7 protein-coding genes and 1 tRNA gene are annotated in these 23,757 nt (G+C 55.2%); 5 read left to right on the plus strand and 3 right to left on the minus strand.

What is annotated here, in order from left to right; genetic code table 11:
* Nucleotides 1-4 precede the first annotated feature (4 nt).
* Nucleotides 5-832: a 3'-5' exonuclease gene (locus tag EC9_RS10280; protein WP_145344733.1), complete on the plus strand. Its 828-nt coding sequence runs from the start codon at nt 5-7 to the stop codon at nt 830-832.
* Between the two features lie 136 nt (nt 833-968).
* Nucleotides 969-1,041 (plus strand) — tRNA-Pro (locus EC9_RS10285).
* Nucleotides 1,042-1,310: 269 nt separating this feature from the next.
* On the opposite strand, the gene EC9_RS10290 is transcribed toward EC9_RS10285, so the two are convergent.
* Nucleotides 1,311-2,543 (minus strand): XylR family transcriptional regulator, encoded by a 1,233-nt coding sequence (locus EC9_RS10290; protein ID WP_145344736.1) that lies wholly within the window; start codon nt 2,541-2,543, stop codon nt 1,311-1,313.
* Nucleotides 2,544-2,840: 297 nt separating this feature from the next.
* On the opposite strand from EC9_RS10290, the gene EC9_RS10295 reads away from it, so the two are divergent.
* From EC9_RS10295 to EC9_RS10305, 3 genes are all read left to right on the plus strand, one after another.
* Nucleotides 2,841-3,755: a DUF1559 family PulG-like putative transporter gene (locus tag EC9_RS10295; RefSeq protein WP_449314244.1), complete on the plus strand. Its 915-nt coding sequence runs from the start codon at nt 2,841-2,843 to the stop codon at nt 3,753-3,755.
* A gap of 19 nt (nt 3,756-3,774) precedes the next feature.
* The gene (locus EC9_RS10300; RefSeq protein WP_145344741.1) at nt 3,775-4,188 is read left to right on the plus strand and encodes a hypothetical protein; all 414 of its coding nucleotides are present in this window, start codon (nt 3,775-3,777) and stop codon (nt 4,186-4,188) included.
* Between the two features lie 66 nt (nt 4,189-4,254).
* Nucleotides 4,255-5,436 (plus strand): sialidase family protein, encoded by a 1,182-nt coding sequence (locus EC9_RS10305; RefSeq protein ID WP_218934712.1) that lies wholly within the window; start codon nt 4,255-4,257, stop codon nt 5,434-5,436.
* Nucleotides 5,437-5,562: 126 nt separating this feature from the next.
* Here the strand turns inward: EC9_RS10305 and EC9_RS10310 are convergent, their stop codons facing one another.
* Together EC9_RS10310 and EC9_RS10315 are read right to left on the minus strand one after the other, a co-directional pair.
* Nucleotides 5,563-6,690, minus strand: a complete 1,128-nt coding sequence (locus EC9_RS10310; RefSeq protein WP_145344747.1) for an HPP family protein — start codon at nt 6,688-6,690, stop codon at nt 5,563-5,565.
* Between the two features lie 816 nt (nt 6,691-7,506).
* A complete protein-coding gene (locus EC9_RS10315) occupies nt 7,507-23,547 on the minus strand; it encodes a Calx-beta domain-containing protein (protein WP_218934713.1) in 16,041 nt (5,346 codons plus the stop codon).
* Nucleotides 23,548-23,757: the final 210 nt, after the last annotated feature.

Genomic DNA, 23,757 nt, shown 5'->3' on the forward strand with positions numbered 1-23,757 from the left:
CCCCATGTCAGCTGCAACCGACGTCCGTTATCTGGTTTTTGACGTGGAGAGTGTCGCCGACGGCGACCTAATCGCGCGTGCTCGCTACAAGAGCGACACGATGCAGGCGGGGGACGCGATCGAAGAATTCCGCAGCGATCTTGTTAACGAGGGTGGCAAGGACTTCATTCCCTATACCTTCCAGATGCCGGTGGCCGTCGTGATCGCCAAGGTCTCGGCCGACCTGGAACTGTTGGACCTCGTCTCGCTCGACGAACCGCTGCATCGACCGCACGTGATCACTCAGCATTTCTGGCGCGGCTGGCAAGCTTATAAACAGCCGACTTGGGTGACGTTTAATGGACGCGGTTTCGACATCCCGTTGATGGAACTTGCGGCCTTTCGGCACGGCATTCAGCTGCCCGAATGGTTCAACATGTCGGCGCGTACGTACGACCAAAACCGCAACCGCTACAACATGAAGTCGCACATCGACCTGCACGAAATGTTGACAAATTTTGGTTCGACGTGGTTCCGCGGGGGACTGAATCTGGCGGCCAACCTGGTCGGCAAACCGGGCAAGATGGTTGTTGCAGGGAACATGGTCCAAGGGCTCTATGAACAGGGCGAACTGCAGACGATCAGCGATTATTGCCGCTGCGATGTCTTGGATACCTATTTTGTCTTCCTGCGTTTTAACGTGATCAGCGGGCGGATCGATGTCACCCGCGAGCAAGAACTGGTTGCCAAGGCGAAGCAATATATCGTCGAACGCGCCGACGACTGCCAGGCCTACGCAGACTATTTAGAAGGCTGGGGCGAATGGGAAAACCCCTGGACCGCGGGAACCTAATATCCCGCGCCCAATCCGACGATTGGCGCAACCGCTGCGACGCAAACCGATAGACTTTGATAGTGCAAAAACGGCCGCAACCAGCGGCCAGCCCGGCTTGACAAAAAGCCACTTCCCGCCGACGATATGGACCACACGGGCTGTAGCGCAGTTGGTAGCGCGCTTGACTGGGGGTCAAGAGGTCGCAGGTTCAAATCCTGTCAGCCCGACTATAAAGAAAACTGCGTTTTTTGCTGTCGACCAAATCGCGATGTAATCACGAAAGTAATCAAGCTGGGCAAAGCTCTAGTCAGTTGCTATTGACTGAACGCCCGATTGGGCGAGATCAGTGGGTGGGCCAATGATTGCATATCATTGGCTGTTCAATTAGCGAATTCTCGCTTCTGCAATCGACATGGAACCGTTTCCGGTTGCACAGGCTCGATCGCTGTTCCCCGCGCTTCAATAATTGCGAGAGGCATTTCGCGATCGTTGGGGTTCAATCTTCATCTGGGTCCGGGTCTTCTTCACGCCGCGCGGACTCGCGGAAATCTTTGGTGGTCATTCCAACTTTCTTGTGGAAGTGATCCATGAAATACGCGGGACTGCTGAACCCGCATCGGTAAGAGACCGTTGTTGCCGAGAGCGATGTTTCGATCAGCAGTTCTCGGGCCCGCGCCAGTCGAACACGGACGATTTCGGATTTGAGCGAGCGTCCCAGCAAGTCGCGGAACCGACGCTCCAGCACACGTCTTCCTACGGCCACTTCCTGCACGACATCGTTGACGTCGATCGCATCACAAGCATGCAGGCGAATGTATTTCACCGCATCGGCGACCTCCGGATCCTCGACCGCCAGCATGTCGGTCGATTGCCTTTCGACAACGCGTCGTGGCGAGACATTGAACTTCGCTGGAACGTTTTGCCCCTGCATCATTCGACTGAGCAGATCGGCGGCTTGGTAGCCGACGCGGATCGGATTGACGTCGACGCTGGTGAGCCGTTGGTCGCTTAATTCGCACAGCAATTCATCGTTGCCAACGCCGATCACGGCGACATGTTCGGGAACCGGAATATCCGCGGTAGCGCAGGCGTCGAGCGTCTCGCGGCCACGGATGTCATTGCAGGCGAAGATCCCGATCGGCTTTGGCAAACTGCGAACCCAATCGACCAACTGCTTTTGTTCTTTCGCCCAAGACGGACCGTACTGACCGCCGCCACGTGGCTGAAAAATGTTGACGTCGTACCCAGCTTCTTCGGCCAGCGATTGGAAAGCATCACAACGTTCGTCGAGGCGCGGGCGATGGCCGCGGCGCATGCCGCAGATGCCGATGTTTTTCAGCCCCAAGCCAGCGAGATGCCCAAACGCCAACTCGGCGATCCGCAGGCAATCGGTCTTCACCACAGGGAACCCCGTGTTGGGGATATCACCAAGAACGTCGACGCAGGGAGCCGCCGAACGTTTCAGAACCGCCGCCGTTCGCAGGTTGGTTACATGCGCGATGATTCCATCGCCTTGCCAGGAGGCCATCCATGCGGGTGTCGGTTCTTCCAATCCGCGGGGACGGAACAAGATCGACCAACGACCATGCTCTTGAACATGTTGCCAGATTCCCTTCAGCACGCCTCGGCCGTAGGCCCGCGACGTTTCGACGAACAAGGCAACGCGTGGTGTCGGTTGCATAACGGGTAGCACCTTGGGAGGACGCAGCGTGAGAAAGGGACGAAGCATCTCGAATTGCCTGAAATACTCGCATCTAAACTAACTGGAGAGGATGGGGCTGGTAAACAGGCGTTGACGCAAAAACGAATAAGTTGTTCGCAAAACTGAATTGAACCTGCGCGCAGCGGGCGGCTAGGATATGGACGTGCGCTGAACCACGATGCCGCAACACCGTTGTGCGTTCCCCCTTTATCCGTTCGATCCCGTTTTAAATTTCTGAGGACTATCGCGATGCTCCACCAAACCTGTTTCCCGAATCAAAGACTGCGCCGCAGGGGGAGTCGTCCCGTGACGTCGGTCCGCACGATGGGCTTTACATTGGTTGAGTTGTTGGTTGTGATTGCGATCATCGGGATTTTGGTTGGCCTGCTGCTGCCTGCGGTTCAAGCAGCTCGCGAAGCAGCCCGACGGATGCAATGCACAAACAATCTCAAGCAGCTCGGCCTAGCGGTTCACAACTATGCCGATACGTTCAAGGTGATTCCCCCGCTGGAAGTCTGGCAAAACGGCAGAACGACAAACTGGGGAGCAAACGTTTTGTTGATGCCATTTATTGAGCAATCGGCATTGCACGAAGCGTTGAATCCCCAAGGGGATGCGATTCCCAACGTGAGTGTCCAGCCTTTGCTGGCCACGCGGATCGATGGGTTTATCTGTCCATCGGACCCCGGTCCCGATCTGAACTTCGCGTTCAACGACTATGGCAAAGCAAACTACTTGCCAAGCCAGGGTGTTTTTTGGGTGCCTTATAACGACAGCGGTTATACCCAAGCGTGCCGCTTGGCCAATATCACCGATGGGCTTTCCAATACGCTCCTGTACGGCGAACGATTTCTGGGAGAGCAGCCGTTTCGTAGCGTGGGAGGCATTTGGGCAGGACGCAGCAGGACCGGGGGCAACGTCCAGGCCCATGGCCGCGCCGCTTGGCCGCCGAATACTCCCTATGCCGGTGATCTCGATGACATCTCGGGCACGTCGGATCCGCTGAATACGCGGACCGCCTATTCCAGCTTGCATCCTGGTGGCGTTAACATCACTCGTTGTGACGGCTCGGTCCGATTTATCAGCGAAAACGTCGACAGCCTCACTAGTTACCCGTCGAGTTCTTCCACAAACTTCTTCCGACTGGCCGCCCAAGCCGTCTCGCAACCGTCGGATGCCAATCGCGTCTGGCAAAACTTGTTCATTCCCAACGACGGCAATCCTGTCGGCGACTACTAAGAAGAATTGGAGCATTGTTATGAAGCGTTTTCATTCAGTCGGCTTGCGGGTCGCGATGGCGTTGATGGTTTTGGGAACTCTGGGGTGCGGACCCAAGAGCGGCGTCGAGCGGCACGATCTTTCTGGCACCGTCACCTTTGAAGGTGCTCCCGTGCCAGTGGGGATGGTTTCATTCGAACCGATCGAAAAGGGTGTCGGAGGCGGGTTCGCCCCGATCCGAAACGGTCTGTTCGATACGGCTGATGGAGGCCGAGGGGCGCTCAGCGGGCCGACTTCCGTTCGGATCACGGGCTTTGACGGGATCAAAGATCCGAGTAACCCCGATGCGCCGCCGAAGGCATTGTTTGAAGCTTACGAAACGACGCTCGACTTGGCTGACGATCAAGATGAAATCGAGTTTGCGTTGCCGCTGGAAGGCGCTCAACCGAATTAGTTCGGAGCGATTTTCCCAAAGGTCTGAAAAGACGATTACCTCTTTAACAACGGAGGCATGGCGACCATGCTGAATCGACGAAATCTCATCAAAGCGGCGGCAGGTTGGGGCGGAGCGTGCACCCTGCCAGGCATTTCGGCGAACAGCTGGGCGAAATCGTATGGCGAAGATCGTCCGTTGCTGCGCCCGGTTTTCGACCAGGTGATTTGTCCCGAGACGGCGGAGCATCCGCGAAACGACCATCAAACGATCCTGCCCTTGGATTCGGATCGCCTGATGTTGGTCTGGTCCGAATACTACTTGAATGCCGCGCAGCCATCGCAGCGGGGTGGAAATGCAAGGATCGGGGACGAAGTCTCGTGTCAGATCTCGAGCATGATTTCGTCGGATCGCGGCCGCACGTGGAGCGACCGACGCGTGCTGCAACCGAATGAGTGGAAACACAACGTCAAGCAGTCCAATCTGGTTCGGCTTTCCGAGAACGAACTCTTGATGTTCTATGTCGGCTGGGATTCCGCGACCGATCGCAACGTCTTTCGGCGGCGGTCGCTCGACAATGGCCAAACGTGGGACGCGCAAGTGCAAATCTCACAGCCGGGCTGGTACTGTAACAACGCCGACCGCGCGATTCGCTTAAGCACCGGGCGGATTCTCTTGCCGGCGCATGGCCCCTACGACCCGCGTTATATCGGCGGCACGCGTTACAAAGGAGGCGACTTGCATTCGTTTGTCTATTATTCGGACGACGGCTTTCAAACGTGGAAGACCAGCAAAAACAGCATGACGGCTGAAGGGCGTGGGTGCCATGAACCGACCATCGTCGAGCTGAAAGATGGCAGCCTGTATTGTTTGATGCGGAATACGAACAAGAAACAGTACGCGAGCCGTTCTATCGATGGCGGCGAAACGTGGTCGACGCCCGAGCCGACGGTGCTAACTTCCCCCGAGTCTCCCGCGCTCCTGAAGCGGATCCCAAGCACCGGCGACTTGATGGTGATCTGGAACAACGTAAGTTCGAGTTCCAATTGGCCGAGAAATCCGCTCAGCGTCGCCATTTCAGACGATGAAGCGAAAACCTGGAAGCACGTTCAAGACATCGACAATCGCAACAACTACGAGATCGCCTATCCCTCGGCAACTTTCGTCGATGATGAAGTCTTGATCGCCTATTACTCGCGCCCCACCAGAGGAAGAGTCGGCTCCGAGGTAACGCTGCGAATCTATAAAACCGACCAGCTCTACACCTAGAGCGCGTAGCGGAAGTCGCCATGACTTTCGATCCACGCCGAGCCGAGTCTCCTCCGAAACTCTTGACGAGTTCCGCAACGACGGGCATGCAACCAATCGGCCTGTTCTAAACCTCGCGAAACTGCTTCAACTTTGCGAGTCGAATTGAACTCGCGTCTTGTTTAGGTAGATTCGAAGCATGGCGGAAGAGGCCAACTCAAATGCCACCAAGATGGACGTGCCGACTCCGACCGATAATGGATACCAATGAATGGGGCCCTCCAGAATCTGAGGGATCAGTCCAACGGCGATAGCTGGTGGGATATGGAGTCGAATTAGTTTAAGTGCCACGATCCCAAGGACGACGGTGAGCGCAGTTGAAATGACGCCTGGCCCCAGCAAGGCGACTGCAAGTACGCCGATGGTTGCCGTCGCAAGGCATGTGGTTGGCAATTTCCAGAGGCTTGTTGACCAAGGGCAGTCGATGGGATGCAGAAACAACTCAAAGGCGATCACAATGAGTGGCGGAAAGAGGATCAGTTTGTTGTCGAACAAGTTGGCTATCGCCATGGTTAGCAGCCCGAAGACCAAAAGCCGAACGATTGCGGAGCCAACATGGGGAGCGCTGTTTCGTTGGTCATCTGTTGGCTCGACCTCGGAATGGTCAAACGTGAGCGGAGCGGGGGGCTGAACTTGATCCATCGCGTAACGAGTCAAAGCAAGCGATGATGTCCCGCCCAGGATCGCCATAGGATACCACCACGTATCAACTCCCAAGACAACGGGAAAGAAACCAGCCGAAATCGCGGGTGCGATCGGAGACCGAAGAACGAGCAATATCGCGATCGACAAACCAACCGAAAGGATCATGGAGGCGAATCCATACGGCAAGTAGATTGCACATGCTGCACCAACGATCCCCGTTAACATGGGAACCAAAGCCAACTGCCATTTGTGTTTCGCCCATTTTCCGCTCGGGTTCTTGAACACTTCGTAGCTTAGCGCTCCGAGTTCGGGAAAATAGATCAACGAGAAATTCGTGATACTGGCAATTCCGGAAACGATTGCCATGAACAATGCTGTAAATCGCAATTCCATGATGTGCTGATAGAACGTGAGGCTGGGATTCAAGAGAGGAAGATCGAGTTCGACTGGTCGCTGGCACCGCAAGACGTTTACATTCGTCTGTTCCCGAACGCCGGCATCGATTTCTTCGCCATTCAAGACGGACGACTCGGAAACTTCGGCGAATGGTAGCGGCAGCATTCCAAGCAACCGACCGGCTTCCTGCCTAGCACGCGCTAATTTTTAATGCCGATCGTTATTCGAGCGCGCCCTGACTGAGTTTGGCCAAGGTGGGGCCCTAGGCAATCGTCCCACTACGGGAAGCTGAATCCAAAATTGCTCTTCGTCTCGCGGCAAACAATGGAGTGGTATCCCTGACGCATGTTGGGGGGCACAGCAAACCAACGCAAGGTGAGGCCGAATCGCTAGGGGACAGCAATATTACTGTGATTCAACATCGCTGTCACGTTCACAAGAATTACGAAGAGAGTCCCCCAACACTGGTGGACTGAGAACAACGACAACGGTCGATTTGAGCATGGCCGACAAGGCAATTTCCAGGGGATGCGAACAGGAAAGTCCCTTTCCCTGCCGTGCATCGGGGATCTGAATGGGGGCGGTACTGCCCTGCCGGAGAGTTTGCGCCAAGGCCAATCCCTCCTTTCGGAATGTCTCCGGCAATAAGTGCTACGGAGCCAAGGCTGCTGCGGGGGAGTTTGGGCGAAAACACGCAACACTGCCACCGCGGTGTCGCGTGTTGCACACGTTTGTGGGCAGGGAGGTGGGGCTTCGGAGAGAGGTTTCGCAAGAAAATTCATCGACGGCGCGAACGCCGCAACGGTCGTGTTGCGCGACGCAGCAAGTGCTTTTGGAATGGGGGGCGAGTTTGCCAAGCCAACAACGTCGACGAAAGTCGCCCAACGTTGTCTTGCATGTCAGCGTCCATGTTTGCTTTGGCTGTGTGGAAATGAAGTCCATCGAGCTCGCATTCCGTGCCAAACGCCTGGTTGATGGGCAAACCGGATCTTAGAAATCTTCCGCGAAGATTGAGTCGACAGTCTGCTCGTATTCGCTCAACGATTCAGAGTCTTCGAACTCGTTGTTCGATGGCAGACGGTCTACAGGCGTGGTCGCATGCGGAGCGTCGATCCTGATGGTTGGCGCGTTGTCGGGATACAGGTTCCCATCCAATGCATCCGCGGAGACAACTTCATCATTCTCTTCGTCCTGTTTCGATGGAAGCTGGGACGATGGTGGTAATTCCGCTGCCACGTATGCGTTCTGCTTATTCAACCAATTGATCACCTGCAACGCATCGACCGGCGTAACACGTTGATCGCCATTGACGTCAAGCATTGACGCTCCGTCGACGCGTTGGTGCGATAGCAACGGATCGTTGGAACGATTCAACCGATTCAGAATCAGCAACGCATCGATCGGCTCAACCCGATCGTCGCCGTTGACATCTCGAGAATTGGATTCATTCTGCCATACGCTGCGGTCGGCGACGGCTTGCAGAACAAACGTCGTGCTCGAGTAACGAACCGGCGATCCGTTGTCGGTTGCCGTGACCGTGATCGACCACTGTCCCGATTCGGGAATCGAATCGCTGTGGAAGGCGAGGCGATTCGGATCAAAGGTGAGCCATTCGGGAAGCGCCGAACCGTCGCTTTGCCGCGCGTTGTAGAACAGTGAGGTGTCCGAATCGGGATCGACAAACGGATCGTCGACGACGTCGAAGTCGAACGGCTTGTCGACGGTGGCTGTGAAGTTTGGCAGTTCTGCCGTCGGTTCGGGAGCCAGATTGTTCGCGGTGACCACAACGGGCGAGCCGACGATGTTCAGGGGGAGGACGTTGGAGACTTGCGGATTGGGGGCAAGTTCGAATGCCTGGAACCAAAATTTATCCCCTTCCAGCGTAAACGGAACTGGAATGACACCGGACGTTGTGCCATCGATCCCCCCTTCGGCTAATGAACTGAAAGTGGGATTGGCGATATCCAGCGTAACCCCATATTGGGGTAGGAACGTGGAACCTGGCCCCGTTCCCCAAGCAAAGACGACGATGCCGTCGGGGGTGACGTCCGCCAGATCGACCACTGCGTATCCATCGATCAAGTGAGAAAACGAGATGACAGGTTCGTCATCAAGGCTGGTGGCAGAGAGATCCGCGATGGGGAAGTCGTCGTAATTGGGATCGTCGCTCGACACGTCGGATTGAATTGAAAACGCGACGGATCCATCGCCACGGTCATCGTCCTGCCCTTGGACCAGAATCGATTGCGGCTGATCCCAATTGCTGGCGTCAAACGTCAATGTCGCTGTCGCCGCGTAGCTGACTCCGTCGCTCGACACCAAACCTTCGGTCGCGTCGGTGCTCGAGAACTGCACGGTCACTTCGGCCGTCGGTTCCGATGTGAGTTGGATTGTAACCGTGGAAGTGCCGCCCGCTTCAGTGACGGAGAGCCCATCCACGGGGAAGATTACAAATCCCGCTTCGTCATCATCCAATATCGTACCGGTTGCCGTTCCGAACGTGACCGATCTTGTCCCCAGGTCGGTCGACGTATCCAACAAGAGACCGTAGTCCTCGTCCATTTCATCGATGGCATCTTCCATGCTTGCCACGTCAAACGTCTGAGCCGCGACACTCGACGGATCAAACGTCAACTGCACTAACGCGTCATCAAAATCAACGCCCCCCGTAGCCGTACCATCGTTAACGTGGATATCCAAAACAACTTGGGTATCGATCGGACGATCCAGCGAAACGGTAAACGTTGCCGTATTCCCTTCGTTAACGGTGACCGCTTCGATTGTAAAGCTGGCGGCATCGTCATCGATAATCGTACCGGTGGCACTATCGCTGGCGGTCACGTTGCGCGAGCCCAATTCTGTCGATGTGCTGAGTGCTGCAGTAAAGGTCTCGGTCAATTCGACCAAGTCCTCTTCCGTCGTAGCAACGGTGAATGTTCTGGCGGTGGTAGTACCGGCGGCAAACGTCACGATCTGAGGAACGCTTGCGTAGTCGGCGGCCGATGCCGATCCATTTGTGAAGTCGATGTCGACGATCACGTCGGTATCGATCGGATGATCTAGGGAGACGGTAAACGTTGCCGTTTCGCCTTCGTTAACGGTGACCGCTTCGATCGTGAAGCTGGCTGCATCATCGTTGGTGATCGTCCCCAGGCCTTGAGCGTCAAGGAACGTCACGTCTCGACCACCGGCTAGGATGTTGGACAGATTGACGAAGAAGCTTTCGTCGAGCTCCACCTTCTCATCGCCATGGATTTGGACCGTGATCGTTTCGGTGGCACCAGCTGCGGTGCTGGCAAAGGTGCGGGTGGTCGTTGAGATTCCGGTGTAGTCATTGTCGGCCGCGGTCGCCGAGTCGTTGGCCGTTTCAAAGTCGAACGTGACGTCGGTATCGACTTCGGCATCCAACGTGACGGTGAACGTGAAGGCCGTCGTCCCAGCATTCGTTTCGTTCTGCGTGATATCGTCGATGCTTAGCGTGGCCGTATCTTCGTTGGTGATCGTCCCCTGGCCCTGGTTGTTGTCGAACGTCACGTCTCGACCACCGGCTAGGATGTTGGACAGATTGACGAAGAAGCTTTCGTCGAGCTCCACCTTCTCATCGCCATGGATTTGGACCGTGATCGTTTCGGTGGCACCAGCTGCGGTGCTGGCAAAGGTGCGGGTGGTCGTTGAGATTCCGGTGTAGTCATTGTCGGCAGTGGTCGCCGAGTCGTTGGCCGTTTCAAAGTCGAACGTAACGCCGGTATCGACTTCGGCATCCAACGTCACGGTGAACGTGAAGGCCGTCGTTCCAGCATCCGTTTCGTTCTGCGTGATATCGTCGATACTCAGCGTGGCAGAATCATCGTTGGTGATCGTCCCCAGGCCTTGGTTGTTGGCGAACGTCACGTCTCGACCACCGGCTAGGATGTTGGACAGATTGACGAAGAACGTTTCGTCGAGCTCCACCTTCTCGTCGCCATGGATTTGGACCGTGATCGTTTCGGTCGCACCTGCCGCCGTGCTGGCGAAGTTACGGGTGGTCAGCGAGATCCCGGTGTAGTCATGGTCGGCAGCGGTCGCCAAACCGTTGGCCGTTTCAAAGTCGAACGTGAGACCTGTGTCGACTTCGGCATCCAACGTCACGGTGAACGTGAAGGTCGTCGTTCCAGCATCCGTTTCGTTCTGCGTGATATCGTCGATGCTTAGCGTTGCCGCATCGTCGTTGGTGATCGTGTAGGTATGGGTACCTTGAATTGTCGAATCACCGTCGGCATCCTCGATCCGGAGGCCGGCACTTGGATTGGCGAGGGTGAGTTCGATGGTTTCGTCGAGTTCGACGATGCTTTCATCCGTGATGCTAAGAAGGATGTCGATCGCGAAGTCTAAGGTTCCATCGTAGGTGCCGGCAGGAATCGTGACGCTGGTGGTCAAGGTAAAGTCGTCGCCAACATCCGCTGATCCACCGGTGATCGTGACGTCGATGGTCTGATCTTCACTGATAACGCCGTCGACCAGCAGTTTGGGCAGCTTGCTGCCAGTGGTGGTCTCCAGATCCGAGGCGGTGGCGGAACTGAATTCCACCTCGCCCTGGAACTGGAAATTTGAAAGCGAATCGAGTTCGTCTTGCGTCAAGAAGGCGGCAGCTTGGCCGCCGAAACCAGCAACGGTCACAAGGTTCTCGGCCGCAGCAACCGCATCTTCGCGCGCATCGGCAAGAATCGTCAGCGTCATTAGCCGCACCGTTTCATGAGCGGGCACGGTCACGACAAATTCCCAGACGATGTTGTCATCGATCACATCAACGCTCGAAGGCAGCAGCCCGCCGGGGCCATGGATGAAGTGGATGATCGCGGGCGAACCGCTTTCATCGGCGTCGTCGGTTCCGATCCATTGATCGGAAATTTCCACATCGGTATCGTTGTCCGAGGTGTTGAAGACCGTTGTATCGCCGTCGGATCCCAGGTTGCCAACGATCCGGACGGTCGTGGTGATATCGGCACCGGTGGGATTTTCTAGCACTTCGATCGTGTGAGCGAAGTCGTGGATGCCAGTTGTGGGAACCGTGACTTCGCGGTACACCTTGAAAGCGGAAATCGTTTGAACATCTGTGACAAGCATCGACCCTGCATTTTTCAAAGTTGGCGAGGTGCGTGACGAAATGCTGGTAACATCGAGACTTTGTTCGGCTTGGAAGCTGACGGCACCTCTCGATTCTGCCTGGACGGTGATGACGTATGTTCCTGCTGGTAGCATCACCCAATCTTCGGCATCAACTTGCAAGTGACGATCTGAGGCTGACGGAGCTAGCTCCAGGGAATGTGAATGCGAATCTGAAGTAAATCGGCCTATATTCACCTGGTGGCTGTGGTTCCCAGCGTATGCCGTGTTCTGCGACAAATTGTTGATAGTTAGGTTGGGATCATAATGGTATGATTCAGTCAAAACGGGCACGAATTCGCCCGCTCGGCTAACAAAGCTATGAGAGTGACTGCCTTCAACCGATGTGATTGTATTAGGCGGGTCAACACTCACACTTTCTGAACTCGTTGATCCCACCAACTGAGGCAACTGATAGGGATTGGAAAATGTTGCTGAACTGGGTTCAGCAACACCATCGATGGAAAATCGCACCGCACCCGACCATGCTGAGTTATCTTGGGACAGTAGATTCAATTGTGAATCCATTAACACGACGGAGTCTTCCGTCAACGTGATTGTCGTTGTAAGCCCCGGAACATCTGTAAATGTTCCTGTCAGCGACCCGACAGGAGACGCAAGTTTTTCATCGCTTGTTGCGTGAATGAAACTCACAACATCGAGACTTTGCTCGGCTTGGAAGCTGACGGCACCTGTCGATTCTGCCTGGACCGTGATGACGTATGTTCCTGCTGGTAGCATCACCCAATCTTCGGCATCAACTTGCAAGTGACGATCTGAGGCTGACGGAGCTAGCTCCAGGGAATGTGAATGCGAATCTGAAGTAAGTCGGCCTATATTCACCTGGTGGCTGTGGTTCCCAGCGTATGCCGTGTTCTGCGACAAATTGTTGATAGTTAGGTTGGGATCATAATGGTATGATTCAGTCAAAACGGGCACGAATTCGCCCGCTCGGCTAACAAAGCTATGAGAGTGACTGCCTTCAACCGATGTGATTGTATTAGGCGGGTCAACACTCACACTTTCTGAACTCGTTGATCCCACCAACTGAGGCAACTGATAGGGATTGGAAAATGTTGCTGAACTGGGTTCAGCAACACCATCGATGGAAAATCGCACCGCACCCGACCATGCAGAGTTATCCTGGGACAGCAGGTTCAATTGTGAATCCAGCAGCACGACGGAGTCTTCCGTCAACGTGATTGTCGTTGTAAGCCCCGGAACATCTGTAAATGTTCCTGTCAGCGACCCAGCAGAGGAAACAGCCACCGATTGCACTGAAGACTGTTCCACAAGTGAAGGACCATAATCAATACCGTCAACTTGCAGGCGATTCAAACCGTCAAACGCATTGTTTGTTCCCTGCACCAGTTGCCCGGCACCGAAACCACCGAATTCGACGTCAAAGTCAAAGCCGTTGGGTGACGTGAGTGTGTGCGTCGTCGCACCGACCACAAAATCCGCGACAAAGTCACCTCCCGCAACACCATCACCGTCTCCGTCGATTGGATCGCCGCCGGGACCAAGCAGTGAATCCGTGCTCGTCAGGCGATAAACGCTTTCCGGCAAAGCGGCAAACGTGAGCGTTACGGAATCGCCGTTGTACGTTGGCGGGTCGATCGAGACCATGACATCATCGGCATTGCCCAACAAACCATCGTGTCCCACCGACTGCAACACAAACGGAGCCGTTCCAGCTCCCGCATCGACCGCGCGGCTGAAGTCGATCGTCAGTTCCGTGGTACCCGCAGCGATAACGCCCGCGGCCAGCGAGGGTGTCGTGCCGGTGATCGTGTTTGCGGCAACCGCAGTTAGAGTGTAGTTCGCGGCGTCACCACCGTAGCTGATTTGGAATAACGATGCTTCGGTCGCGAAAATCGCTCCCTCGCTGAGTCCCTGGAACACCGTCCCTGTCTCGTCCGCTCCGGCGTCACTGCGGATGTCAATGATCTGAAATGTTTCTCCTGCATCCGGGGATCCGGTAAGTGTGACCGAGAGTTTGCCACCCTGGTTGGACATCGCACTGGTTATAATTTTGTCTGAGTAACCAGCGTCTGTCCGGAGAATATCCACGTGGTACAGAGAACCCGCCAGAAGTTTCAGGGCCGAGGCCTGGATCGTACCAATTCCACTCGGACTGACAGCTCCGGGACTCAGCGTTCCGCCATCGGCAACGGTGATGAGTCCAGTGACCGTTTGGTTTCCGGCAAGCGTTCCTCCCGATGCGACGTGGACGTTTCCGTGAATCATGTCGCCGCCCGCTACTGTCGCTCCGTCTTGGATCGAGACTTGCCCATTAAGGTTGTCTCCATTGCTTAAATCGAACGTGCCTGAACTTAGTACGATGTTCCCCGTAATGTTCGAGCTAACCGATGTCGTCGTTCCCGAAGACAATTCGACGTTGCGATTCGTCGACTCAATGGGACTGTTCAGAATCAAATTCCCTGATGCTGCCAAGCGGACATCGAAATCGGTCAAAGTAATCGGCTGATTCACAGTGATTGAAGTCGCTTCGACAGCGAAGTCTGCAATTGCATTGATTGCCCCGTCGACGGCCACGTTAACATCGTCGGATCCTAGGAAATCCGCATCCACGTTCAGTGCCCCTGTGAACGCCGGGTCCAGCGATGCAATCGAAATCGTGTCGGTGCCGTCACCTCCACGAATGGTCAGTGATCCCGATGGATTCGGAAAGATCTGTTCTTCGAAATCGCCAATTGGACTGTAGAGTCGCATGACGCCAGGTTTGGTGGCATCTGTGGGATCGATGTCTTCCAAAACGGCAGATGTCACCCCCGCAGGCAATTCGAAAACCATGTCTTCGACTACCGAATTGAACTCAAAGGGCTCGAGTCCCAACCAGACTAGGGATACGATTTCGTCGCTGTCGGTAGGGTCGAAAACCGTCTGGCCGTCGGTGGCATTGGTGAGAGATACCGTTACGGTGTCGAAATCTCCACCGCTGACAATTGCCGAATCGAATCCTGTGCCTCCTCCGCCATCGAACGTGATCGTGTCGCTTCGATAAGTTCCTGCGGAGAAGTCGAGGAATAGCGTATCATCGATATCGTCTTGTCCCGTGAGCAATGCCTGCCATGGCTCGGTCTGGAATCCACCAAAGACCTCCACGTCATCTTCGATTACAAACACGTCCTCTTCGCTTAGTGCGACGACAAACTGATTCTCGGTCTGATCGGCAAGATGCGTCGCCGTATAATCGACGGCATCGTCGTTGATGATAAAGCCCGCTCCAACCTCGCGGCGCACGATGGCGTTTTCGGCGTCGAATAAGTTCAGCAGAAACCTTTCGTCCGCTTCGGCAACCTCGTCGCCACGAACGACAACGCTGACCGTTTGCTCGCCCGATTCACCTGGAGCCCAGTTCAACGTGCCACTGGTTGGCGTATAGTCGCCATCGGCAGCCTCCGCCGTATCGTCGTTCGTCTGGTATTCAACCGAGACAGGGAATTTTGACGCAGAGGTCAGCGAGACGGTGAAGTCAAAGGATGTCGTCCCGTCGTCGCCTTCGGTCTTTACGACATCGTTCACAAAGATGACGGGAACTTCGATGTCTCCAACGGGCGTATTGGCGACAGCCGTGTCAAGGGCCGCGCCCGCATAGGCCGCGAGCACGGTCGCGATATCCGTCGAACCGCCAGCAACGGCTTGTAAGTCCGTAGCCAGAGCGCCCTGCATCCATGCTTCCACCCGCACGATGTCTTCGACAAATGCGGCGTCCGTGGTGACGGGCAGGTCGCGAATCTTCAAATTGCCGCGTGCGATCAATGAAGCTGCACCATCAATCACGTCGGCCGAGAGTGTGATGCCGGTACGGAATCCGATTCCTTCAAGCAACGAACGTACGGTGGATTCATTCGCCAAGTCGATTTCTGAACCAGCATCCTGGATGCGCGAAGCGATCTCAGCGTAGGCCAGATCAACAAGCAAATTCGAGGGCGGAGCGCCAGGCGCGGCGGAGAACAGGCTTGCCGCGTCGACGGTGGCATTGAACAGTTCGGCGGAACGTGCATATCCGACTGCAGCATCCGCATTGCCATCCATCGTCGCCTCAAACAGGTCCAGTGTGTCGAGTTCCATGCCGTCAGGCATTCCCATCGACTGAACCACGCGCTCGCTTGCCTGTGGAATATCAAATCCCAGTTGCGTGAGATGCTGAATCGTCGACGAGATCGAACTGAGCAGTAACTGTCCGGGTACGGACGAGAACTGGCCGACGAATGGCAGTTGTGTTGCCCCATCGGTGCCACCGATTAGAACGAAGCGGCCTTCATCGAGATCCAGGGTCTCGTTGCCATCCACATCAAAAGCAGAATCGATATCAAGGGCAAAGCTTCCGTCCTGCAGGGTTGTCGTGACCGGTTCGGACGGTTCACCTTCGTCCTGAATACCATTGTCATTCAAGTCGAGATAATCGACGATTCCATTGAAATTGGCATCGAAGAAGGCAGTGCCGTCGACGATATAGCCTCCGTTGACCGCTAACTGTCCGTTGAAAATGCGGTCGGAGACGGGGATCTGCGACAGATTGATCGAGCTTCCGAACCCAGAGCGACAATCGCCAATCGTTTTTAAATTGATCCTTGGGTTCACGGCCAGCGTGCCGGAAACCGTCTCCGCGTTACTTGAACTGGAAGACAAGACTCGGCAGGCATCACTTGGAACGATGTAAACGGAGAATAGGTTTCTCGATTTGTCGGTTACGGCATTCTTTGTATTGCTTGAGAGGAACAGCAACAACCTTTCCCTGTTCTCGCTGCGGCTGTCATTTGTAATTCTGACCTGGAAGGACTTGATCGTCTCTCCCGGCTTAAAGGTCAGTGTCCTGTTGCGGAAATTATGGTCGCTGGTGGTTGCGGTCGAGTATCTTGAAATCCCAATCGGCACGGTGATCGTTTTGCCACTTGCCCTGGAAAGCCGGACCTCCACCCATGCCCCCTGGCCTTCTTTCCGCTCATACGATGTCACCTTAAACGAAGCAACTGGCTGGGCGTCGTCGTCATATACGCTAACGGTTTCTGACCTTTTAAGTTTCGATGATGTCGTAGCATTGGTGGGGGTTGCGATGCTGACTTTAACTTTTTCGGTGTATTCATCAATGCTGTCGTTCTTGGCTTTGATTGTGAATGTCTTGCTGGTTTGGCCGGGGCTGAACGTTACGCTTGATGGTCCTGTAAAATCTCTGTTGCGCCCCGCGGAAGAGCCCGCATAGGAGAGCGGAACCGTGACGGTACGGTTTGATGAGGCTGTCAGCCGCAACGTAATCGACGTGCTGGTTTGGTTTCGCTCACTGATGCTGGAACCTTCACCCATGTAGACGTAAGGATCATCGTCGCGGATCTTGAGCCGAAAATAATCTTGGTTTCCAATCTTCACGCCGTCGGAATTGGCGATTCTTACGTAGCCGTACTCGTCACCTTCGTTATGGGAGTCAGCATAAGGATCGACCGTGAGGGTCTTGCTTGTCTGTCCAGCAGTGAACGTGACCGAGGTCGTGCTAATATCGAAGTCGCGTGAACTGCCCGTCGACTTCACGCCCGTTGTGTACAGCAGTACGGTAACATCCGTTGCCGACGGAGGGGTTAGCGTCAGTGTTACCGTCTGCGGACCTGCATTTTCCCAAACCGTGGTTCCGCTCGACGAAAACTCTAAGATCGATGTATCGTCGTCGATGATGGTGCCCACAAATGAGCGTGTGGTACCCAGGACGGCATTTGTTGGTTCTCCTAGCCGTAGGGTGACGTTCTCGTTGTTTTCGTCGATGATGTCATCCAGGCCCGTCAGCGTGATAACGCCCTCCGTCTCTCCGGCAGCGATCACAATCGACCCAATTGGCGAGACGCTGTAATCGCCAGCTGTTACCTCGAGGCCGTTCACAAGAGTGTAAGGGACGGTTACCGGAAGTACATGTGGTTCCGATAGGCGCACCGTCGCCGCAAGCTGACCGCCGTTTTCGCTAAAACTACCTTGGCTCGCAGTAAAACTAACATTGGGGACGTCATTCTGTGGGATCGTAATCACGTGCGTCAGCGGATCACCGACGGCGGTAGAAAGCGTTGCTCCGATTGGCGTGCCAAGTTCTGCAACGATACGCTCGGTCAACTCCGGCGTTGTATCGTCAACGATCATCAAAGGAATCGAACCGCGAAGCGAACCGGCCGGAATCCAAATCTCAGGATCGGCGGCGATTGCGTAGTCGGTTCCGTTTGTTGCCGTACCCGACAACAGAATCGGTACGTGGATATCGACTTCGGATTCCGCCAAAATACGTGCTTCAATCACGATCGGACCCGCATCTTCCGCGGCGGTAACGCCCAATGTAAAGAACGACAATTCGGGGATTGCGTCGTTGTCGTTGATGGTCAGCGTTTGAACTGGCGTTGCACCTGGCGCTACACCAACGCCAGGCTGCATCGTTAGGACGACGGTGTTCGCCCCCTCGAATCGAAGGTCATCGTCGATAGCTAAAGTTAACGTACCCGTAGTGCTACCTGCAGGGAAAAAGAAGTTCGGGTCCGATGCGAAATAGTCGAAATTCAGATCGGCCGTGCCAGAGAACGTGACTGGCACCGTCGTATCAAACGGCAGCGGTTGGGCAAGCTGAGCCACAATCTGCACGACACCCGCGTCCTCGTCAGCCGATGCCGTCGCGTCGGAAAACGAAGCGGTTATCTTTTGGAAATTCCCGAAGTTCGCGTCAACGGCGATCTCACCGGATCCCAGTGTAAGTGAATGGAATCCAACCACGGGTGGAGTGGCATCGAGTTCCTGAAGCGAATAAGGATCGACCGTCACGGTTCCCACGGAACCGTCATCAGCGCTGTCGTAAACGGAATTCGCAATTTCAAGTGCCGATTGGGTTCCCCAGTAGTTGCCTGCTAGGTTGCGATCATTGACAGAGAGGTTCTGGGCGTTGAAGACGGTGTTGTCGAAGATGTTGTTGCTTGTGACTGCCGTTGTAAAATGTGACGTCAGTTCAAGTCCGATTTCGTTGCCAACGATGTTGTTGTTGCGCAACTGCGGACCGCCATACCCAGCAGAGGTAACGGCGATGCGATTTCCCGTGAACGTTGAGTATTCGATCAGCGTGTCGCTGCCGGTGTCGACTGCGATATCGTTGTTCTCGAACAATCCATTGACAACCTTATGACGCCCGGCACGATCGATCACCGTGCCGTTGTTGCGGAAAATCGAATCGTAAAAGGTACGGTCACCGTTTCTGGAAACCGAAGTGTTGTTTTCAAACAACGAACGGAAGACTTCGACGTCTCCGCCAGAATAGCCGCCGAAGACAAGCGAGTTGTGCCGGAACGTGCTGTCCGAAATGGTGGCTGGAATGATCGAATTGGTGCAGCATGAAACCTGGAACGCAGTATTGGCGTACTCCAGTGCGACGAAGCCCAGTTCCGCTGTGCCGCCGATCGTGTTTTCCAGTTGAATGCCGTTCCAGTCGTTCATCGCCGGAGTCGCCGACGAACTGGTCAGCAGGATGGGAGCGGCGTCGGTACCGACGGCATCTAGGTGGCCACGGACTGTCAGGCGGGTTCCGGAATCAAACAGCACCACGACGCCCGGATCGATGGAGAGCGTCGTATCGGGAAAGACCAAAACATCGCCAGTCACGCGAACCGGAGAATCGGCGAGGCTCCACGTTGTGTCTTCAAATAGCGCACCATTTACCGTTGCGGCGGTGGAGATCGTTGCGTGATCGATGGTCGTCGTTGCCGGTGCCGCCGGAGGTGCCGGAGTTTCCAACGCTGGCAACGACTGCTGCCAGGTGGCCTGTGGCACTTCACCAACGGAATAGGTCCCCGCCGCCAGATTGGTAAAGCTGTAGCTGCCGTCATCGGCCGTGGTGGTACTCGGCTCGCCGGTATCTTTCTGCCGATTGTTGTTGAGATCTAAGAAAATTGTCCAGTCCGACAGTCCTGGCTCTCCGGCATCCTGAATGCCGTCGGCATCAAGATCATCAAATTTGACGCCATGAATTTCGACGGGAGCGGGACGATCGGTTTCATGATGGCCGAAGTCGATATCGGTTATCGTGGACCCGCTGGTGGTGGAGAGGTCGACAAACCCGGTTGCCGGAAGGGTGTTGATCCAGCCAGCGCGTCCGACTTCGCGGAGCCGATAGGAGCCTGGGGTTAGGTTCGTAAAGGCGTAGGTCCCATCGGAAGCGGTCGCGACTCGGTGTTCGAAGTTGTCCAATTGGCCATTGTCGTTGGTGTCGATGTAAATCGTCCAACCCTCGAGGCCAGATTCGCCTGCGTCTTTGATGCCGTCGCCGTTAATGTCATCGAACTTAACACCGCTGATCGTCGTTAGTTGATAATTGCCAAAGTCAACGTTCGAAAGGGTTTCCCCATGTGACACGCTTACTGGAAAACTCCCCGCAAGCAATGGTGTCACCTCTGGCGCGGCAGTAAGAATGGGTTCGTAGGAAACGAGCCCGAGACCAACGTCCTCTCGAGCATCCTCAATGGTTGCGTTGATGCTGGCGCTGTCGGTCACACCCCAGTAATTGTTCGCTGCGACTTTGTTGTTGGTGCCGAAGGTTTTCAGGTTGAGAGTCGTATTGTTGTGGAACGAATTTCCTTCAACCGTAATCGCGTCGTTGCGGCCACTGCCCAGGATCGCTCCGATATCGTTGTTACTGATCTCGTTATTGTACAGCCGGGGCCCAGAATTAAAGGATGCTTCCACTCCGGTCGCATTTTCTGTGATCCGAGAATAATACACCGACATGTCCGACGCACCGGTGATTCCGATGGAGTTGTTTCGAAATGTGCTCGTCCAGACAGTCGTCCGTCCGCCGTCACGAATACCTGTCGTGTTGTTGGCGAATAATGAATCTGTGATTTGCTTGTCGACACTCGAAACGCCGTAAGTGTTGCTGTCGAAGACGGTGCGTTCAATGATAACCTTTGCACCAGAATAGCCGCCGACGCCCGACTGGTTATGGCGGAAAACGCTGTCCGAGATCACGGCAGGGGATGTGGTGCTGCAACATTCGACCTGAATCCCTGTACTGCTATATTCCAGCGTCACAAACTCCAGTACCACATGCCCCCCCTGCGTATTGCGTATATTGATTCCATTCCAGTCAGCTTTGGCCGGCGTGGCTGCGGATGATGTAAACAGAATCGGGTCGGCGCTCGTACCGACAGCTGACAACTCGCCCTCAACAACCAAGTGTGCACCAGCCGCAAACAAAACTTCTACACCGGGTTCGACCGTCAGAGTCGCGCCCGCAGAAATGGTGACGGGGGTGGTCACCAAGTAAGGCCCAGCCGCTTTTGTCCACGTCGTGTCTGCGGTGATATCGGTACTCAATGTAGTATTCGAAATCCCGGTACGCGCCAGAATCGGCGGATTCGGTTCGACGAGTCTGGCAGCCACCGGTGCTGGCAGACTGGCGACCCAGCCGGATTTACCGACTTCGACGATATCAAGCGATCCTGCGGGAACATTGCTAATCGTGTAAACGCCATCGCTGTCAGTTGTGTCGCTGATTTCTCCGGTATCGAGCACACGATTGCCATTGGTATCGACAAAGATTGTCCAGCCCGCCAAACCAGGCTCACCAGGATCGCGAACCCCATTCGCATTCAGGTCTTCAAATTTCGCACCCTTCACGACGTTTGGCATTGGAGTCAGTGTGACGTCGTTGCCGTCGCCTCCAAGGTAGGAAATCTGAAAGTTCCTACCGTCGATGCCAACGACACTTCCCTCTGCAAGGCCGTTAAAAGTTCCGGTGACACTGTCAGATCCAACGTTGTCGATGATCAGAAACGTGTCGGTTATCAGAGGCGCATAGGTTCGCGCGGCATCCAACGTGGCACCACCCAGATCCACCGTGCCATTGACAACAATTTGGTCATACTCGGTGCTGGCGGTTGCCCCGTCAATTTCGACGAAGAACGTTGAACCGGATGTAAGTCGGAGATCGCCCGTAGTGAGTCTGCCAGGACTGTTGCCTGGACTCAGCATGGCGGTGCTATTCAACTGCACTGCACCGTTAACTGTCCCTGAACCGCCGAGAGTTGTGCCGGAGGCGACGACGACATCACTTGCCGCAGGTCCATCGGCAAGGCTACCGTCAATATTCAGACGTCCACTTTGAACCGTGGTGACTCCGGTGTACGTATTCGCTCCTGACAGCGTGAATATACCTGAACCCTGCTTCACTAAACCGCCAGTGCCGCTGATCACACCATTGTAAGTGGAACTGCTTGCATCCCCCGTCGTCAGCGTACCACCGCCCAACGCGATCTCTCCGCCTCCGTTCTGACCACGCAGTCGACCAATTGTTTCATCGAAGCCGTTGAGGTCCAGTGTGGTGCCGGAGTTAACAGCGACTTCGCCCACGTCTGGAATTGCACCGGACGCGCCAATTCGGATTGAGCCAGCACTGATCCCAGTGCCACCGGTGTAGCTGTTGACACCGCTCAGAGTCAGAGTCCCAGAGCCATTCTGTGTCAGGTGACCGCCACCACGGATGACACCGCTGAAGGCTGTTGATTGGCCGTCGCCTCCATTTTGCAGACTGACAGATCCGTTGAGAACAACGTCACCTTCTCCAGCCAGTGAACCAATTCCATCGAAGCCTATGGCTGGATCCAGGCTGAGAGTCGCACCGGACGCAATCGCCACCGCGCTGCCATTGGGGATGGCACCGCCAAAGCCCCCGCTGTCGTAAAGAGTCCCCGCATTGATAGATGTCGCCCCTGAATAGGTGTTGCTGCCACTCAATGTCTGCGTGCCTGTCCCGATCTTCGTCAGACCACCACTACCACTGATGAGGCCACCAAAGTCATTGCTCAACTCGTTGCCACCGGTTGTCAGCGTTTGTGTTCCAAGATCAATCTCGCCAACGGTTCCCTGCAGCGAACCGATCGTTTCGTCGAAACCATCTAGAACGATGGTGGGGCTGTCGGATCCGATGAAAAGACGACTGGCATCGGGAATTGCATCCGCGGCATTCAGCCGCAGAGTCCCGCTTCCACTTACCGATGTCTGGCCGGACCACGCTCCAGTTCCCGAGAGCACAACGGAACTGTCCGCACCAAACGGGCGCAATCTGACTTCGTGTCCGGCGCCGTTGTCGGTGATGTTGCCAGAAACTGTCAGCACATGATTGGATTGCGAAAGGAACGTTGGGCTGTTCGCCAAAATTGTGGTTGGGCCACTTAACGTGCCAAATCCGGTAATTGTGGCACTCCCAATATTAAAGGGTTCTGCGGTTGTGACTCCGTTGAGGACGAGGGTCGCGCCGGAAGACAGGCTGGTGGCACCCGACGCTGCACCGAGGGCTTCGTCGTGAAAAATGTCGATCGTCCCTTCAAGGATTTGAGTGATTCCCGAGTAGGTATTGTCGCCAAGTAGCCGGACTCGCGAAACGGATCCTGTCTTGGTGATGCCGCCACTGCCACTAATCATGCCTGAAAGACTCATCATGCCGGGAATCGTCTCATCGTTCAGCGTGAGCGTGTGAGTGCCAAGATCGATCGTTCCCTGAATGTCCAGTGCACCATCTGTCTGAATCGTCTGAGAGCCGGTCAATTCCAGTGGTACGTTAAACGTGTTTGTGCCGGCAGACTGGTTGTCGATCCCATTGGCCAGTCCAATACTGTTGCCGGTGAGCGTGTAGCCGGCGTCAGTGAAGACGATCGAATCGAAAGCTGTACCGGTGGCGAAGTTGTTCGTGTTCGCTAATCGAGCCGCACCGCTAGGAAATTCAAGTTGGTCACCTGAAACAGGCGCTACGTTATTGGTCCAGTTGGCGGGCGTCGACCAGAAAGCGTCGTCGCCACCACCGTCCCAAACCACTGTCGCCAGCATCCGCCGATCTTCCAGTTGTTCGGCGAGCATTCGTCGTCGCCTCGGCGCCAATTGTGACTTATTGTTTCGCTTGCTTGAACGTTTTATTCGTGCCTGACTCATCGGATCGCTTTTCTAACCGTGTGCTGTGCCGCTTGGATTCCGTCATTGTCGTTCTGGAGGCTTTTCCACGTGCCGACGCAGTGGCATCGTTACGCGTACCGGTAACCCCCCTCAAAAGGTATTGGCGGATTTCTTTGC

This window comes from Rosistilla ulvae (assembly GCF_007741475.1).
GTDB lineage: Bacteria > Planctomycetota > Planctomycetia > Pirellulales > Pirellulaceae > Rosistilla > Rosistilla ulvae.

Excerpts from the sequence above, each read along its gene's own strand:
- EC9_RS10280 (WP_145344733.1), top strand. The coding sequence starts at position 5 with ATGTCAGCTGCAACCGACGTCCGTTATCTGGTTTTTGACGTGGAGAGT.
- EC9_RS10290 (WP_145344736.1), bottom strand. The coding sequence starts at position 2,543 with ATGCTTCGTCCCTTTCTCACGCTGCGTCCTCCCAAGGTGCTACCCGTT.
- EC9_RS10295 (WP_449314244.1), top strand. The coding sequence starts at position 2,841 with ATGGGCTTTACATTGGTTGAGTTGTTGGTTGTGATTGCGATCATCGGG.
- EC9_RS10300 (WP_145344741.1), top strand. The coding sequence starts at position 3,775 with ATGAAGCGTTTTCATTCAGTCGGCTTGCGGGTCGCGATGGCGTTGATG.
- EC9_RS10305 (WP_218934712.1), top strand. The coding sequence starts at position 4,255 with ATGCTGAATCGACGAAATCTCATCAAAGCGGCGGCAGGTTGGGGCGGA.
- EC9_RS10315 (WP_218934713.1), bottom strand. The coding sequence starts at position 23,547 with ATGCTCGCCGAACAACTGGAAGATCGGCGGATGCTGGCGACAGTGGTT.